Below are 17,296 nucleotides of genomic sequence, written 5' to 3' on the forward strand. Positions count from 1 at the left end.
GTTTTTAGCCCGTGTTGAAATTCGGTGGAGGAGTCCGTCTTTTGGAAATTTTTCATGCTAATAACCTCAGACACTGTTGGAACCGGCATCTACCCTATTACTCCATTTCCCACAACACATCAAAAATAACCTGCTAAATGTTACCTGATTTTTCAAAAATGCCTTTTATTTGAATAACCAATTATCCAATTACCGTTTATCAACTCGGAACAATATGCCTAAGAGCTCTTTTTCATTTGCCTTTATCCTAATTACGAGTTTATTTTTTCTTTGGGGTTTTGCGCACAATCTTGATCCGATACTCATCCCGCATCTCAAGAAGTCATTTACCCTGACCACCGTTCAGGCTACGCTTGTTGATTCCGCTGTTTTTATTGCTTATTTCCTGATGGCGCTTCCTGCTGGGTTTATCATGAAAAAATACGGCTACAAAAACGGGATCATCACCGGATTATTACTATTCGCACTGGGATGTTTCCTGTTCATTCCGGCTGCGAACACCCAGCAATATAATTTCTTCCTTATCGCACTATTCATAATAGCTTGTGGTTTAACAGTTCTTGAAACCGCGGCAAACCCTTACGCGGCCGCTTTGGGAAATCCTGACACATCGACCCAGCGATTAAACTTTGCTCAATCTTTTAACGGGCTGGCCGCAGCTTTGGCACCTATAATCGGAGCGAAAATCATTTTAACAAAGGGATACAGCGAAAGCCAGTTAAACACTATGACGGAAGGCGCACGAAAGTTGGCCCTGGCGGCTGAAGCATCATCCGTGAAAATGCCGTATTTTGTATTAGGAAGTGTACTGGTATTGATAGCACTCGTTTTTGCATTTACCAATTTGCCAAAAATCCAACAAACGGATGGGCACATCGCAAGTAAGAATATCCTTCACGCATTTAAATATAAACAATTGCGTTGGGGGGTAGCTGCACAGTTTTTCTATGTCGGAGCGCAGGTCTGCGTGTTTAGCTTATTCATTTTGTATGCAACCGAGGCGGCAGGTATAACCGACGTAAACGCTTCCTATTACCTGGGCGCCTGCGGCATCGCGTTTTTAATCGGCCGGTTTGTAGGGACATTCTTAATGCAATATTTTAAGTCGCCTAATCTGCTGCTGACTTATTCGGTCATAAACACCCTGTTGTGCGTTGTCGCAATTTTTGCACATGGAATAATTACCATTTATGCTGTAATTGCTATTTGCTTCTTTATGTCCATCATGTTTCCAACTATTTTCTCACTGGGAATAAAAGGCCTGAAGGGTGATACGGAATTCGGCAGCAGCCTCCTGATTATGTCAATCGTCGGAGGTGCCGTTTTGCCACGTTTTTTTGGAATAATAAGCGACGCTACAGGCAATATTCAATATGGATATGTTGTGCCGCTCATCTGCTTTATTGTGGTTGCGTTGTTTGGTCTGACAGGACACAAGGAAAACAGCGAATCGGAAAAAGAAGAAATACAAGCACCACAAGTATTTTGACGATCGATGAAAACGCTTAGCTGTACAACACCCGGAACACTTGATTATATCGGTAGGAAACAGCCCGATTTAAAAAAAGATCATACGATACTCAAGATTAAACGGGTAGGAATTTGCGGAACCGATCTGCATGCTTTCGAAGGTAAACAACCTTTCTTCGAATACCCGCGTGTACTCGGGCATGAGCTTGCCGGCGAGATCGTTGAAATGGATAATGCACCAGGCTTTGAACTGGGTGAAACAGTTACTATCATACCTTATTTCAGCTGCGGAAATTGTATTTCATGCCGGAATGGAAAACCTAATTGTTGCGTAAGAATCAAAGTTTGCGGAGTGCACACAGATGGAGGTATGGCGGAATATCTTTCAGTGCCGTCCAATTCGCTGGTACACAGCCAGGGCTTAAGCCTTGATGAACTCGCTTTGGTTGAACCGCTTGCTATAGGTGCTCACGGAATAAGCCGGACGAACTTAAAACCTGGAGAATTCATTCTTGTTGTTGGAGCCGGGCCAATCGGATTAGGCGCTATGGAGTTTGCGAAAATCACCGGAGCTAATGTTATTGCATTGGATGTTAATGAGTCAAGGCTTCAGTTTTGTAAAACAACGCTGGGCATCGATTATACGATCGATGCCAAATCGGCGGACATTTCCGGCCAGCTTGCCAATATAACGAATGGAGATATGCCTACCGTGATTATTGATGCCACAGGAAGCCAGGCCGCTATAAACAATTCTTTCCAGTACATGGCTCATGGAGCGAGATATTTGTTAATCGGTTTGCAGAAAGGCGATATTTCCTTTAGCCACCCGGAGTTTCATAAACGCGAAGGGACATTGATGAGCAGTCGAAACGCACTTCGCTCAGACTTCGACCATGTAATCGCTTCTATGAAAAACAATCTTGTTAAACCCTCAACATATATAACTCATAAGGTTTCCTTTGACAAAGCAAAAGATTCGTTTAAAGGTTTTTTAGCGCCTGAAAACAACGTTATTAAAGCAATGATATCTTTTGACTAACTGGCTGCCAATAATTGTAAATCTTTACAGCTAAATTTACCGCATGAAATTTCAGTTGGGTGAGTTTGTTCGTTTTGTAGAAGAGAAGTATGAGGGGATTATTACCAAGATCATCAGTGATGACATGGTTGGTGTAACCGGCGACGACGACTTTGAAATTCCGGTGCAGGTATCAAAAATCACCTACGTCCATGGCCGCGAGCCCGACCGCAAAGAGGTTCATGAAACTACGGATGAGACGCCTCAATCGGGTGAATTCAAAACGCATGGAATTCAGCTGGCCGTAGTACCAGATTTAAGCAAAAGCTCAGCGGTTACTTTTTTTGTGATTAATCAAACTTCCTGGCAGTTACTTCTTTCATTGTCAACCGAAAAAAACCATCAGTATAAAGGTGAATACGCAGGGCTTCTTGGACCGCGCTCAGCAACAAAAATTTATGCTGCTAATTTAGGCGAGATAGAATTGTGGCCGTCTTTTATATTCAGCGCCCTGTATTTTACGAAACAATCTGTTGCGCCGTTAAAACCGCTTCAGCTGACTAAAAAGTTTAAAGGGAAAGATTTTTCTGGGTCAAAATCAAAAACTGATATTATTAACCAGCAAGCATGGATCATCGAGATGGATGAACCGGAGCCAAAAATCGACCCCGAAAAGTTAAAGGAAAGTTTCTTTAAGCCTACAACTGAGAAGCAACAAATAGAAAAACCTTCAAAAGAGGTGGACCTTCATATTGAAAAACTTCGCGATGATCACCAATTTTTAAGCAACCGTCAGATACTTGAAGTCCAGATCAAGCAATTTCAAACGTCACTCGATGCGGCCATTGTACATAAGCTTCCTTCCATCATCTTTATTCATGGCACCGGAAATGGCACGCTGAAACAGGAGATTCATAAAGCGCTGGGCAAACATCAGCAAGTAAAAACATTCATGGACGCCCGAAAGGAGAAATTCGGTTATGGCGCAACAGAAGTTATGTTAAAGTGAGGCGGCGGTAACTAATTTCCGGCCGCCGGCTTTACGTTCTTCACCTCCGAGCTGTCACGAATTTCTTCTGAAGCGGTTTTGACAAGTTGCTCGCCATCCTTCAGGTCGCCATAAACTTCCGTCTTGTCTTCCGCCGTTGTTCCGGTTTTAACAGGCACCCAAAAAGCTTTACTGCCCGACACCCGGATCACATAAATGCCTGTCGTTGAATTTAAAACTGCCGAAGAGGGAACAATAAAAGTGGGTATGCTGCCCTGCAGGGGAATATTCACTTCGGCAACCATTCCGGGTAAAAGCGTTTTATCCTTATTCAGTACGTCCATTTCAATACGTTGAGAACGCAGTTTACTATCGAGAGCGCCAGCCAACCGTGCGACTTTTGCCGTAAATTCCTGTCCGGGTAACGATTTTACGGTGAACTTAACCTCTGTTTTATTACTAAGTTCGCCGGAGTATAATTCGGGAACGCTTACCGCCAAACGCAGTTTACTTTGTTCCTGCAATGTAAACACAGGCATCTCAGATCCTTTTCCCGAAGGACCGACATAAGCGCCCGCGCTCACATTCCTTGAAGTAATAATGCCATCAAACGGCGCACGTATCTGAAGGTAATTTTTAGTATCACTTACTTCCCGGTAGGCCGCACGTGCAGCGTCTAACTGCGCCTGATCGGACTTTTGTTTAGCCAATGCGACTTCCAGGTCATTCGCCGAAACGGTTCCCGGCGTTTTGCTTGTTTCAAGTAATCGGTTGTATGTCGCTTTGCTTGCGAGATATATTGCTTCCTGCGACTTCAGTCTCGATTCTGCTCCTGAAAGCTGAGCCGTATACTCCGGCGCTTCCAGGACTGCCAAAACCTGCCCGGTATGCACCTGGCTGCCAATATCTGCCTTCATTTTCTTTATAAAACTGCTGACCTTCGCATACAGATCCACCTGTTGATACGCGACAAGCTCACCAGGAATCTTTACAGATGAAGCCAGTTTTCCGCTGCTTACAGCCACCACTTCTGTAACCGGAGCCTGTGTAGTATCTGTTTTTTCCTGATCCTTGCTTTCAGATGATCCGCAAGCTTGAAGTAATATGGCCGCCGACAAGATGCTCAGTATATTTTTTATCGCAAACTTATTCATATTGTAATTAGCTAATTTTTAAGGTTGATATAATGCAGGCTTTCTTCATCTTCCGGATCAAGGGAAATACTTTTTACGCTAGCCTTACCCTGTCCCCAGGCGAAAACCAAAGGTAAAATAAACAATGCGGCGAAGGTGGAAGCGATCAAACCGCCAACAACGGCCCGACCCAATGGCGAAGACTGATCGCCCGCCTCACCCAAACCACTTGCCATTGGAATCATGCCTACTACCATCGCAAGCGCCGTCATCAGGATCGGACGCATCCGCAAGGCCGCAGCTTCTTTTGCCGACAGTACCGCGTTCGCATTCTGCATCCGTATTTCCTCTGCGTTTGTAATCAGCAATACGGCGTTGGAAATGGACACACCGACAGACATGATCATACCCATATATGACTGCAGATTGAGCGTTGAACCGGTTATTACGAGTAAAGTTAACGATCCGAGAATTACCGCAGGCACCGTCGCCAGTACAATTCCAGAAACTTTAAACGACTGGAAGTTGGCTGCCAGCATCAGGAATATAACTATAATAGCGACGAGTAACCCGCTTTCAAGGCTATCCATTGTATCGGTAAGTGTGTTACTCAAACCGATCTGTTCCACGTTTAAACCGCGCGGCAGCTTTCCAAGATTTTTTATCGCGGCCTGAATGTCTTTTGATGCCGATCCAAGATCATGGTTATTTAGATTCGCTGTTACCGACAACAAGGGCGTGGCCCCGAGATTATCGTTTTCACCATAAGTAGTTCCGGGAGTAAGCGTCGCCACATCTCCCAAAACCGGACGGGCCGAATTTCTTGATAACGGAATTTCGCTCATATCGTTTATACTGCTCATCTTACTTTCGGGCACCTGTAACTGCACTGCATAGCTGTATCCACCCTTTTCATCGATCCAGATATTTTTTTCCGTATACCGGGAAGACGATGTACTTGCGATCAGCGAACGCGAAATGTCGTTCATGTCAACGCCAAGCTGTGCAGCTCGTACGCGATCTACTTCCACGTTAACAGCCGGATATTTTGTAGACTGTGACATTTGCACATCACGCAGGTAACTTATTTTATTCAGCTCTCCGATCAGCTTTTGCGCATATTGCTCATTCAGCTTCTTATTTCTTCCTGAGACACGCACTTCAACTGGTGTCGGTGAGCCCTGGCTAAGGATCTTGTCGGTTAATTCGATGGGCTCAAACGACACTTTTGTATACGGAAGTTTCTCTTTCAGGTCTTTGCGAATTTTTTCTTTTAAACCGTCAAGATCTGTTTTATAGCCTTCCGACAAACCAACCTGGATAACTGCCTCGTGCGGCTGAGCCATCCATAAAAATATCGGGCTGGTTGAAAACAAAGGAGGGTGTGTTCCGACATACGCGGAGGTAATCGAAATATTTTCAGGACCAGTTATTTTCTTTATTTCATTGATAGCGGTTAAAGTTCTTTTTTCCGTCAGCTCAATTCGTGTTCCTTCCGGCGCGCGTAAGCGGAGTTGGAACTGAGATCCGTTAACTTTTGGCAATACATCGCGGCCGATTGTACTCATCAACAGGAATGCCAGCAGGCATGTGGCGACCAGGTAAACCGAAACGATGATTCTACGATAAGGCATCATTCGGTCGATGAACGCCATATAACGGCGCCTTAATTTCTCAAACCGGCTGATCTTTCCATTATTATCGCTGTCGGCTTTTTCAACAAGCGCTCTCTTCTGAGCCCAGGTATCATGCTCTTCTTTCGGATCTAAACCAGCCGCCGCATATTCCTCTGCATCGCTCAGGTTCTCCCCTTTGGCATTTTTATGATGATGCACTTTCATGATCCAGTTGGCCATCACCGGAACAAAGGTTTGCGCCAGAAAATAGGAAGCGACCATACTAAAGCCGATAGCAAGCGCCAATGGAAGAAAAAGCGATCCGGGAATGCCCCCCATCGTAAAGGCCGGTGCGAACACCGCCAGGATACAGAACAGGATCAGCAATTTTGGAAAGGCAATTTCCTTACATGCATCCCAAATTGCCAGCGCCTTGGGCTTATTCATATCGAGGTGCTGGTGGATATTTTCAATTGTCACCGTACTTTCGTCAACCAAAATTCCTATGGCAAGAGCAAGGCCGCTAAGGGTCATGATGTTTATCGTCTGACCGAATAAACTTAAAAACAACACCGACGATATAATCGCGACAGGAATCGTCAGGATTACAATCAGTGCTCCACGTAAATCTCCCAGGAACAGGAATACCATTAATCCGGTTAATATGGCTCCGATAACACCTTCACTTATCAAGCTCTTTACTGAGTTCATTACATAAGCCGACTGGTCGAACTCATAACTTAGCTTAACATCATCAGGCAACTGGCTCTGCATTTTCGGAAGCGCTTTTTTCAAACTCTGCACCACTTCCCAGGTAGAAGCGGATGCACTTTTCGCGACACTCAGGTAAACTGAGCGCTTGCCGTTTACTAGTCCGTAGCCCACAGTCACGTCGGCACCATCTTCAATTTTTGCCACATCCCGCAGGTACAGGTTCTGGACACCTCCTTTGAACAAGGGAATATTTTCGAAGTCCTTAATATTATGTACTGTTGTGTTCGTTGGCGTGATGTAGTTTTTATCGCCAATCCGCACATTCCCCGAAGGAGCAGTAAGATTGTTCAACCGCAATGCTTCCACCAGTTGATCGGGTGATAAATTATGCGAGCGAAGCTGCTCCGGGTCTACTTTCACCAAAACAGTCCGTACATTTCCACCAAACGGAGGCGCGGAAACGAGGCCTGGAATCGAGGTGAAAGAAGCTCTGACATACACATTGGCCAGATCGAGCAATTCATTGTTACTTCGCGTGGCGCTACTCAGCACGAGCTGGCCCACAGGGAGCGTGGAGGCATCAAAGCGAATAATAAAAGGTGGATTGGACCCTGGCGGAAAGATAGCCTGGATCCGGTTTGAAAACGCCGAAACCTCAGCAGCCGCCTGTGCCATGTTGGTGCCCGGATAAAAATTGATTTTCATCAGTGTCAATCCCTGGATATTCTTGGTTTCTATGCTCTTAACACCGTTAACGAAAAGCAGGATATTGATATACTGTTTTCCGAACATGGTTTCCATCTGCGAGGGCGTATAACCAGCGAATGGATGGGAAAGATAAATTACCGGCAGATCAAGTTTCGGGAAAATATCCACCTTGATCGTAGTCGCCGACTTGATCCCGAAGAAAAGCAAACCGGCAACCAGCACCATGATCGTTACAGGTTTACGAAGGGCGAAGCGTATTAAATTCATATCGCGGGTTAAAGTTCGTTAGCAAATAAATTGAAATCGCCGGAAGCTGCCGCACGCAAGAGTAAGGCCTGCCAGATATTGTTATAGGCGATATCACGATCAGTTTCTGCACGTATCAACGTATATCGCGCCTGGCTTACGTCCACAAGGTTGGTTAAGCCATTTTTATAAAGCACAGACTTTTGTATCCAGGCTTCTGATGCAGCTTTGAGCTGCACGGGAGCTTCGTTATAATTCTGTAAAGCATTCCTAATTTTCGTATCGGAAAGGGTCAGCTGTGCGTTAAGCTCCTGGTTAGTCAGGTCGTATTCCTGCTGCAAACCCTGACTGATATAGCGCTGCGCCTTCACCTGTTGTGAAATCCGCAGAGGCTGTGTTAGGTTCCATGTAAGCCCGATACCTACCAGGTAATTTGTACGCGTGGGGTTTACTCCGTCAAAGTAATTTTGCGTAAACGATGTTTGATCGGCCGCGTAGTTATTATTAAACCCTGAACCACGTGTTTGCAGAACACCTACGAAGGTAAAAGCGGGATAGTTGAAACTTCGATAATAACTCGTTTGGTTCTGGCTGATCTCAACAAGACTTTTATAATATTTAAGCAAGGGATGATTTTCCGTTGAGCCGGCAGATACCAGGATATCTTTTGGGATAGATGACAAAAACACACTGTCGAGCCTGAACTCCTGGGGCTGCATATTCAGCAGAACAGCCAGATTTTTTGCCTGCTCCTGTTCGTAATCCACTGCTTTTGTAAGAGTAATTCTTGCGCCAGAAACTTCGGCGCTGGCCTGGGAAGAATCTACGCCTGCAATCAGACCGTTTTTTACGCGTGTAACTACGATATGCCTGAAAGTATCGGCCCGGCTTAGGTTTTTGCGGTAAGATTCAGTAAGCTTTTGCGCTGCCAAAAGATTGAGATAAGCAGAAGCCACTTTTACCTTTTGCTGAAATATCTCCTGCTGCAGATCGTTGTTGTCACGCTCATAAACCGCCTCAGCCGTTTTTATCCTGGCCTTCGCACGCCCAAATGCAAAAAAATCCCAGTTGACATTGGTTAGATACAATGCACCAAAGGATGCATTCCAGTTCTGATGATCGAGCGGCAGTCCTGAAGACGCCACACCGAGACCGCCAAAACTGTATAAAGGACCATTTTGTCCGTTAATAGTGCCATAGTCCTGCTGGGCGCCGATACTAAGATTAGGCAGGTAATCGCGTTTGGCCTGAGTTACACCCGCTTTGGAAGCCTCTGCATAATATGACTTGGCCTTGATCGTTTTGTAATTATCTACCGCAAGCTGAAGGGCTTCTTTCATCGAAAGCTGTTGCTGAGCGTTTACAAAACCGGCATATAAAAAAATCGAAAGGAATAGTGTCGTTCTGATTATCTTCATGTAAGACAATTTTTGCGTGTACGCGTGACGTAATGCCGCAAAACTATCCGATCATTTTGAAGCAATTTTGAAGTCTTGATACAAAATAGAAAACTGTATAAAAAAATGACGATTGATTAAACAATAGCCGGCGAATCCAATAAAATTCCGACCTGCTTTTCTTCAAAGGCTTCAGCAATAGCGGGCGATTTAGTAAACTCCACCTGAAGAATATGATAGCCTTCAAGATAGTTATAGGAAATATGAAACCCGTTTACGTTGCAAATCTGTTTGACGATAGCCAGTCCGAGACCAACGCTCTCCGCGCACTGGTTGCTTTTCTTAAACCGCTGAAATAACTGCTCCGCGGGAATTTCCAGTGGTGACCCTGTATTCTTAATCGTTAATGAGTGTGAAGTAAGAGTCACGACTATAGAGCCGTTCTCCCAATTATAACGAATGGCATTACTCAACAGGTTAGTCAGCAGAATTTCGGCAAGCGAGGGATGAATGCGTAGCGAAACTTTCTTGTCGACGTTTTTAACGAGGCTGATATTTTTGAGTTGAATCCAGTTTTCGAAAGAAGCCAATACACTATTGGTTATTTTGCAGAAGCGAAGATCTTCGGCCGCTTCATATTCAAGGTTTTCCAGCTTGGTAAGCAGCAGCAGTGAGCGGTTAATCCTGACTAGTTTCTCGATCGCATTTTGCATATCGCCGATCAGGTCAGCCTGCTCGGCACTAATGTCTGTTTCAGCAAACAGCTCAAGTTTACTCCTGATGATTGCCAGCGGAGTTTGCAGTTCATGCGACGCGTTCTCACTAAACTCCTTCATTTTTGAATAATCATCAGCAGCTTTATCCGTCATCTTTTTCAGGAAACTGTTCAATTGCCTGAACTCTTTGGTATTCGTTTCAGGCAGCTCCAGCTTTTCGCGCTGCCGCAGGCTGAAAACTTGTATAGTATCGAGCGTTTTTTGAAAGGATGAAAGTATGTATTTAGAAACCAGGCGAGTAGTTATAACGATCAATAAAATAATTAAGGCCATTTTCCAGAAAACAGCCCGCAGCATGCCATTTAATATTTCCTTACTTTTGGTAACATCGTTATACGATGATATTTTATAGTAGCTATCATTTATGTTATAAAAAGAGCTTACCGTCAGCTTGCATTCGTTTTGATTTCTATTGCGGTTAAACCGCTGTTCTTCACTTACCTCGACCTTATTTACCGGCAGCGCTGCCACCCGTTCAATTGTAATGGGATGACTGATGGTGAACTGCTGAGGAGCAGCACCGCTCTTTAGCTGCATGGCAATATGATTGTTCAGATCAGTAAGCCGAACCGTTTCTGACGTATCCATCCTTTCCTTGATGCTGCGGTACGAGATGAACATGCTGACCGGGGTAACCAACACAAAAATTATGATGAACCAGATGGTAAATTTGTCCACTAACCTCATATCGCTGTCGATTTAAATCTGTATCCAAGCCCGTAAACCGTGTCGATATAATCTACACCGTTTAATGAACTGATTTTCCTGCGCAGGTTTTTTACGTGCTGATACACAAAATCCAGGTTCGCCAGGTTGTCGGTATAATCACCCCATAAATGTTCGGCGATGGCCTGCCGCGATAAAACCCTGTTTTTGTTTACAAGAAAGTACAAAAGTAGTTCAAATTCTTTACGTGTAATGTCAAGAAATTTACTGTTCACAGTTGCTTCCAGCGTGTCGGTATTCAACGCAATTTCGTTAAACGTGATGACATGATCGCCATTTAACTGCTTACGGCGGTAGATAGCACGAAGTCTTGCCTGCAACTCTGACAAGTGGAAAGGTTTGGTGATGTAATCGTCGGCGCCTCGCTCCAGGCCCACGATTTTGTCGTCCAGTGAATCTTTGGCTGAGATGATCAACACGCCGCTGCTGATATTTTTAGTCCGTATGAATTTCAGGATTTCCAGGCCGTTGCCATCGGGAAGCATGATATCCAGCAAAATACAGTCGTAGGTGTACTGCGAAAGTTTATCGACAGCCTGCTCATAATTTTCTGCGTGCTCGCAAATATTATTATCCTGCGATAAAAATTCCAGCATACTTGCAGCCAGCTCCTTATTGTCTTCAACGGCTAGTATCTTCATACTCACAAAGATAAAACGGAATTCTGAACGAATTTTGAAGCACACTCATTAGCCGGCTCTCAATCTCATCCCCATTTTTTATATTTACCCTTCACCTTAAGCGACATGAGCATAAAAAACCTTTATTTGTCATTTATGGGTGCCGCTTGCATAGCCGGCGCTTCTGCACAAACACAAGAAAACATGATTTATCCGCAAACGAAGAAGGGCGATGTTGCCGATACCTATTTTGGAACATCCGTAGGCGATCCTTACCGCTGGCTGGAAGACGACCAGGCGGCAGATACCAAAGCATGGGTTAAAGAAGAAAATAAAGTTACCCAGGCTTATCTTTCGAAAATACCTTACCGCGATGCAATTAAAAACCACTTGCAGGAACTATGGAACTACGAAAAATACAGCGCACCTTTTAAGGAAGGCGCATATACCTATTTCTATAAAAACAACGGACTACAGAATCAATCGGTTTTGTACCGGCAGACAGAAAAGGGCGAGCCGGAGGTTTTTCTCGATCCGAATAAATTTTCTGCCGACGGCACTACTTCGCTGGCGGGGATCGATTTCAGCAAGGATGGCAGCCTGGCAGCTTACCAGATTTCGGAAGGCGGTTCTGACTGGCGTAAAGTGATCGTTTTGCAAACCGCTGATAAGACGATTGTGGGTGATACATTAACAGACATCAAGTTCAGTGGCCTGGCCTGGAAAGGCAAAGAAGGATTTTATTACAGCAGTTATGATAAACCTAAAGCAGGCAGCCAGTTATCGGGCTTGACCCAGTACCACAAATTATACTTCCATAAGCTCGGCACTTCGCAAAGCGATGATAAACTTATATTTGGCGGAGAGCAGACGCCGCGCCGCTATATCGGCGCTTACCTTACGGAAGATGAGCGCTTCCTGATCATTTCAGCGGCAAACTCTACGACAGGCAATGAATTATATTTCCAGGATCTGGGTACACCCGGCTCAGCGATCATACCGATCGTTTCGGATTTCAACAACGAACATGGCGTTATCGATAATGTGGGCAGCAAGCTTTATATCTTCACTAACCTGAATGCACCGAACTATCGCCTTGTAACGGTCGATGTGTCTAACCCGGGCACTGCTAACTGGAAGGACCTGATCCCCGAAACTGAAAATGTATTGCAGGTTAGTACCGGAGGCGGAAAGATCTTTGCGGAATACCTGAAAGACGCAACTTCGCTGGTTAAACAATATAATATGGAAGGTAAATTGGAACACGCCATTAAACTGCCGGGATTAGGCACCGCTTCCGGATTCAATGCCAAAAAGCATGAAAAGGAAACATATTATACTTTTACCTCTTATGTATATCCCGCCACCATATTCAAATATGACATCACATCGGGAAAATCAACCGCCTTTAAAAAAGCGGGTGTAAAATTTGATCCTTCGAAATACGAATCCAAACAGGTGTTTTTTAATTCGAAAGACGGAACAAAAGTGCCTATGATCATTACCTATAAAAAGGGGTTGAAACTGGATGGACATAACCCGACCATTTTGTATGGGTACGGCGGCTTTAATGTGAGCCTCACGCCGGCTTTCAGTGTATCAAATATTATTTTGATGGAGCATGGAGGAATTTATGCAGTACCGAATCTGCGTGGTGGCGGCGAGTACGGCGAAAAATGGCACAGCGCCGGAACGAAAATGAATAAGCAGAACGTATTCGACGACTTCATTGCAGCGGCCGAATACCTTATCGCAAACAAATACGCGTCGAAGGATTACCTGGCGATTTCGGGCGGTTCAAACGGCGGATTGCTGGTAGGCGCCGCCATGACACAGCGGCCCGACCTGTTTAAAGTTGCCTTTCCGGCTGTGGGTGTAATGGATATGTTGCGCTACAATAAATTCACGGCCGGCGCAGGATGGGCATACGATTATGGAACCGCCGAAGATTCGAAGGAAATGTTTGAGTACTTGTATAAATATTCGCCTTATCAAGCCTTAAAAAAGGGAACAGCTTATCCGGCAACACTTGTTACAACCGCCGATCATGACGACCGTGTGGTGCCCGCGCATTCATTTAAATTCGCCGCTCGTTTGCAGGAATACCAGTCGGGCAAGGCGCCGGTCTTGATTCGCATCGAGACGAAAGCTGGTCATGGAGCCGGAAAATCAACGGCGCAGGTCATCAGCGAACAGGCAGATAAATGGGCCTTCCTGTTTTACAACATGGGATTGAAGTTCTAGACCGCAGGAGAAGGCGATTGCTGACTTGCCGGTTTATTTCTTAGCAGGTATATGCTTATTATAAAAATCCACAGGAAGAAGAAACTTGCGGCAATCGGTATGTTCCAGCCATTAGTGCTGTAAAAATCAAGTGGCGTCGTCATGTAAAACATGGTTGGAATAAACAGTAAATTGTACAAACAGGAAAAGTAACCAAAGCCAGCCGTCCATTTTGGAAATAGCCGGCTTTTTAATACCAACGTGCTTCCGGCAAAAAGTATCAGGGAATTCAGCAGGCGATTAATCGGCCCGTAAATGAGCAGCGCACCTTCAGCACCAGCGCCTACCCAGGTAGGATTTATCGTCTTTGTGCCGGCAGCCCACACACTTCCGACCTGTATAGAATCGGCTACCAGGGCTACGATTGAAAAAGCCATTCCAAGAGCCGACATCAGGGCCGCAATCCATTCAACCTCCGGCTTCGCGCAAGCTACAATCGTTCTGAAGCCTGAAAAAAATCCGATCAGACCAATGCAAATAAACAGGTCGATCAAAATCCTGATTAATACAATATTAACCGGCGTGGTTCCATCCGCCGCTGGCGTGTAAAAAAAATAAAACGGTATTTCCAGCAACACTAATAAGTACATAACGATTCCAGAAATTCCGGTGCTAAGATTTACGGCAGTGTTTTTCATAAGCTTGCTTTTAACTACAGCAAGTATATCCGCTTTCGGGCTAGGAATGGTTATATTAGAAGGAGTAAAACTTATAAAATCGGGAGCAATGTCATTTGAGATGTCTGATATTTCAAGCAACCATTTTGAAACGCTCAGTCAGTTTTTTTCAAACAGCCTCCAAAGTGATGCGTTAATCGAGCAATCGCAAAAAATAGAGCACTCTGATGTTGAGGGGCATGCGACCGACTGGTATTTCGACGGTCTGAGAATGGGATTTTCCGACTGGCATTATAAAGAACCGGTCGATCTGAAATGGAACTATAGCATCGACGTCGGCCTGGTCACTCTCCAGGCGAACCTTCGGGGTTCTGTTTTTGCCGGAAGCAACACAAGAAACGGTACGAAGTTATTTGGGAATTATCAGCACAACCTGTTTTATACCGATACCGATAATGCCGGCGAAGGCTTATTAAAAAGCGAACGCCTGCGGAGCTCTATGTTTTTCATACAGTTTCCCAAAGAGATCTTTTTGCGACTTACTGCAAACGCGAATGATGCACTTAGCCGTTTTAGCGAAAATGTACTAAACGGACGCACAAGCCTTTTATCGCCTGAAAATCTCCCGATGGATGCTGAAATGATCAATTTAATCGACAGCATCGTAAATTGTGCTTACCGGGATGGATTAAAGAAAATGTACTTGCTTTCAAAAAGCATCGAGTTTCTTGTACTCCAGGCAGAGGTCTGCAATAAAAACTTAAGTCAGTCATATACCTATATAAAATCAAGGTATGACCAGGAATGTATTCGCTATGCCCGTGAATATCTATTGAATCATATTGAAGCGCCGCCAAGCCTTTTCCAACTGGCTAAAATAGCCGGGATAAATGAATACAAATTAAAACGCGGATTTAAGGAAGTCTTTGGCACCACTGTTTTTGGATATCTGGCTGATGCCAGGCTGGAAATTGGAAAGAGCCAGTTGCTTCAAAAAATAAAAAGCACGAGCGAGATTTCTTTCGAGCTTGGTTATTCCTCAGTACAGCACTTTAGCAATGCATTCAAAAAGAAGTACGGGCTTTCACCCAATAACTTGTTACTGCGCGACAAATTAAAATGATAATTGCTATTTTCCAGCATTCGCAGAGAAATCTTCTCCGGGTTTGCCGATAGTTTTATAAGTTCCTTCGCCTTTCAAAATGGAAGCTATCATCACTTTATCCGATAGAACGTTGATTGCCTTTTTCAGGTCGTTATCATATTTAAATCCTGTTTCCAGCCGGCCTTTCTGAAAGTAATAGCGGGATACGATCTCGTTTTCCAACACCTGTCTGATTTCGCCTTTAAACTGGGTCAGATCATTCTTTTTACTGTAAAACACTTTGCTTTTCAAGGCGTCAAATTCCGGCTTGATCTCAGTCATTTTGCGGTCCTTTTCAGCTTCCTTTTGCAAGGTTGTCAGCATTTTTTCAGTTTGTGTGCTGTAGTTATAATCCTTATCAGAAAGGTAGCTTACAAATTCCGCGTATTGTGCATCTGTCAGCTTAAATGTTTTGGGTTCGGTTATCGAAGGATTAGCGTTTCGGAATTTGGTTGCATAATCGAAAATGTAATACTTGCTAACCAGCGTTTGCGTGATTTGGCTGTATTTCGGAGCAGGTATAACCAGGTCCGGATAGATGCCGCTGCCATCATAAACCGAGCGGCCATCAGCAGTTTTGTATTCAGTGATAAGCGAATCGGCTACTTTCTCAACATTGCCTTCGGTGGTGCGGTGCGTGTAATCCAATGCCTGGATACATCTTCCGGAAGGCGTGTAGTATTTTGCTACGGTAACTTTTACCAAACTGTTATAAGGCAGGCTGAACGTTTGCTGAACCAGACCTTTTCCAAAACTACGCTGCCCGATGATCACGGCGCGGTCCAGATCCTGCAGGGAACCGGCAACTATCTCTGAAGCCGAGGCTGAACGGTTGTTAACGAGTACAACCAAAGGTAAAGTCGGTTCTGCCGCGGCCTGGAATGTGCGGTAGGGAATTGTCTTTTCGGCGTTCCTTCCTTTTTGTGTTACCACCAGGATATCTTTATTTACAAATAGATTAACGATTTTTACCGCTTCCTGTAAAATACCGCCACCGTTATACCGCAAATCCAGCACGAGGCTGTTTATGTTATTTTTCCGCAGGTTCACCAGTGCATCCTTTACTTCCTGGGCAGAATTTTCAAGGAATTTGTCGAGCTTAATATAGCCTACATTTCCGCCGACCACACCGTAGTAAGAAACATTTGGCTGAGTGATTTCCTCTCGCGCGATATTCTTTTCAATCGTTTTTGTTTCGCCGGGGCGGTTAATCAGCAATTTTATCGGCGTACTTTTTGGGCCCTTCAGCAGCGTACTTACCTCATCATTGGGTTTTCCCTTAAGTGTTATGCCGTTGATCTGAACCAGTTCATCGCCGGCACGGATATCAGCTTTTTGCGCTGGAAATCCCTGGTATGGATCGGAGATGTAGATGCGCCCGTTCCGCGACATGATCGTAGCGCCGACACCGCCATACTGGGTGCTTACATATTTCATCCGGTAGTCTTCCACGTCTGATTCAGGCACGTATTCTGTGTAAGGATCCAGATCATCGAGCATAGCGTCAATACCGGCACGCATCATTTTGGACGAGTTAATTTCATCAACATAATTGATGTTTAACTCCTTGTAGACCGACGCAAAAATCTCCAGGTTTTTAGATGCCTGAAACAAGTCGTCGCGGAAAGCAAGTGCCGTTATACTTACCAGGATACAAGCAAACAGGATCGTCTTTTTCAGGGGAGGGAATAATGTCTTACTCAGCTTCATCTCACATTAAATAAGGGAATTAAATGTACGAAAAAAGTTTACAGATTTTATTGTGCCTGCAACAAGGAGGTGATTTTTCGGCGAAGACTGATTGCAGGACATCTGCAAAAACAATAAAGCTATAATA

Annotated in this window: 12 protein-coding genes; 5 read left to right on the top strand and 7 right to left on the bottom strand. The window is 44.6% G+C overall.

What is annotated here, in order from left to right:
- The first annotated feature begins 169 nt into the window (after positions 1-169).
- From fucP to GS399_RS00920, 3 genes are read left to right on the top strand one after another with little or no spacing between them, the layout of a single operon-like run.
- Complete coding sequence (gene fucP / locus GS399_RS00910; RefSeq protein ID WP_255491512.1) at positions 170-1,489, top strand: L-fucose:H+ symporter permease; 1,320 nt, start codon at positions 170-172, stop codon at positions 1,487-1,489.
- 6 nt (positions 1,490-1,495) lie between these two features.
- On the top strand, positions 1,496-2,512 hold the full coding sequence (locus GS399_RS00915; RefSeq protein WP_160842626.1) for a zinc-binding alcohol dehydrogenase family protein: 1,017 nt from the start codon (positions 1,496-1,498) through the stop codon (positions 2,510-2,512).
- Positions 2,513-2,555: 43 nt separating this feature from the next.
- Positions 2,556-3,500, top strand: coding sequence for a Smr/MutS family protein (locus GS399_RS00920; protein WP_160842627.1), 945 nt, complete (start codon positions 2,556-2,558; stop codon positions 3,498-3,500).
- A gap of 11 nt (positions 3,501-3,511) precedes the next feature.
- Here the strand turns inward: GS399_RS00920 and GS399_RS00925 are convergent, their stop codons facing one another.
- The 5 genes from GS399_RS00925 to GS399_RS00945 all read right to left on the bottom strand — a co-directional run bounded on the left by GS399_RS00925 (position 3,512) and on the right by GS399_RS00945 (position 11,436).
- Positions 3,512-4,633: an efflux RND transporter periplasmic adaptor subunit gene (locus GS399_RS00925; RefSeq protein ID WP_160842628.1), complete on the bottom strand. Its 1,122-nt coding sequence runs from the start codon at positions 4,631-4,633 to the stop codon at positions 3,512-3,514.
- A gap of 11 nt (positions 4,634-4,644) precedes the next feature.
- Complete coding sequence (locus GS399_RS00930) at positions 4,645-7,917, bottom strand: efflux RND transporter permease subunit (RefSeq protein WP_160842629.1); 3,273 nt, start codon at positions 7,915-7,917, stop codon at positions 4,645-4,647.
- Between the two features lie 8 nt (positions 7,918-7,925).
- Positions 7,926-9,314, bottom strand: a complete 1,389-nt coding sequence (locus GS399_RS00935; protein ID WP_160842630.1) for a TolC family protein — start codon at positions 9,312-9,314, stop codon at positions 7,926-7,928.
- A 116-nt stretch (positions 9,315-9,430) separates the two neighbouring features.
- Positions 9,431-10,756 (bottom strand): sensor histidine kinase, encoded by a 1,326-nt coding sequence (locus GS399_RS00940; protein ID WP_160842631.1) that lies wholly within the window; start codon positions 10,754-10,756, stop codon positions 9,431-9,433.
- Positions 10,753-11,436 carry a response regulator transcription factor gene (locus GS399_RS00945; protein ID WP_160842633.1) on the bottom strand — a complete coding sequence of 228 codons (684 nt, stop codon included), beginning with the start codon at positions 11,434-11,436 and terminating at the stop codon, positions 10,753-10,755. The genes GS399_RS00940 and GS399_RS00945 overlap by 4 nt, the downstream gene beginning before the upstream one ends.
- Before the next feature lie 183 nt (positions 11,437-11,619).
- Between GS399_RS00945 and GS399_RS00950 the strand changes: the two genes are divergently transcribed.
- Complete coding sequence (locus GS399_RS00950) at positions 11,620-13,659, top strand: prolyl oligopeptidase family serine peptidase (protein ID WP_160843232.1); 2,040 nt, start codon at positions 11,620-11,622, stop codon at positions 13,657-13,659.
- On the opposite strand, the gene GS399_RS00955 is transcribed toward GS399_RS00950, so the two are convergent.
- Complete coding sequence (locus GS399_RS00955; RefSeq protein ID WP_160842634.1) at positions 13,656-14,336, bottom strand: hypothetical protein; 681 nt, start codon at positions 14,334-14,336, stop codon at positions 13,656-13,658. The two genes, GS399_RS00950 and GS399_RS00955, sit on opposite strands and share 4 nt — an antisense overlap.
- Positions 14,337-14,424: 88 nt before the next feature.
- Here GS399_RS00955 and GS399_RS00960 point away from each other — a divergent pair, with 88 nt between their 5' ends.
- A complete protein-coding gene (locus tag GS399_RS00960; protein ID WP_160842635.1) occupies positions 14,425-15,438 on the top strand; it encodes a helix-turn-helix domain-containing protein in 1,014 nt (337 codons plus the stop codon).
- 6 nt (positions 15,439-15,444) lie between these two features.
- Here the strand turns inward: GS399_RS00960 and GS399_RS00965 are convergent, their stop codons facing one another.
- A complete protein-coding gene (locus GS399_RS00965) occupies positions 15,445-17,169 on the bottom strand; it encodes a S41 family peptidase (RefSeq protein ID WP_160842636.1) in 1,725 nt (574 codons plus the stop codon).
- Positions 17,170-17,296: the final 127 nt, after the last annotated feature.

The organism is Hufsiella arboris (genome assembly GCF_009834875.1).
Classification (GTDB): domain Bacteria; phylum Bacteroidota; class Bacteroidia; order Sphingobacteriales; family Sphingobacteriaceae; genus Hufsiella_A; species Hufsiella_A arboris.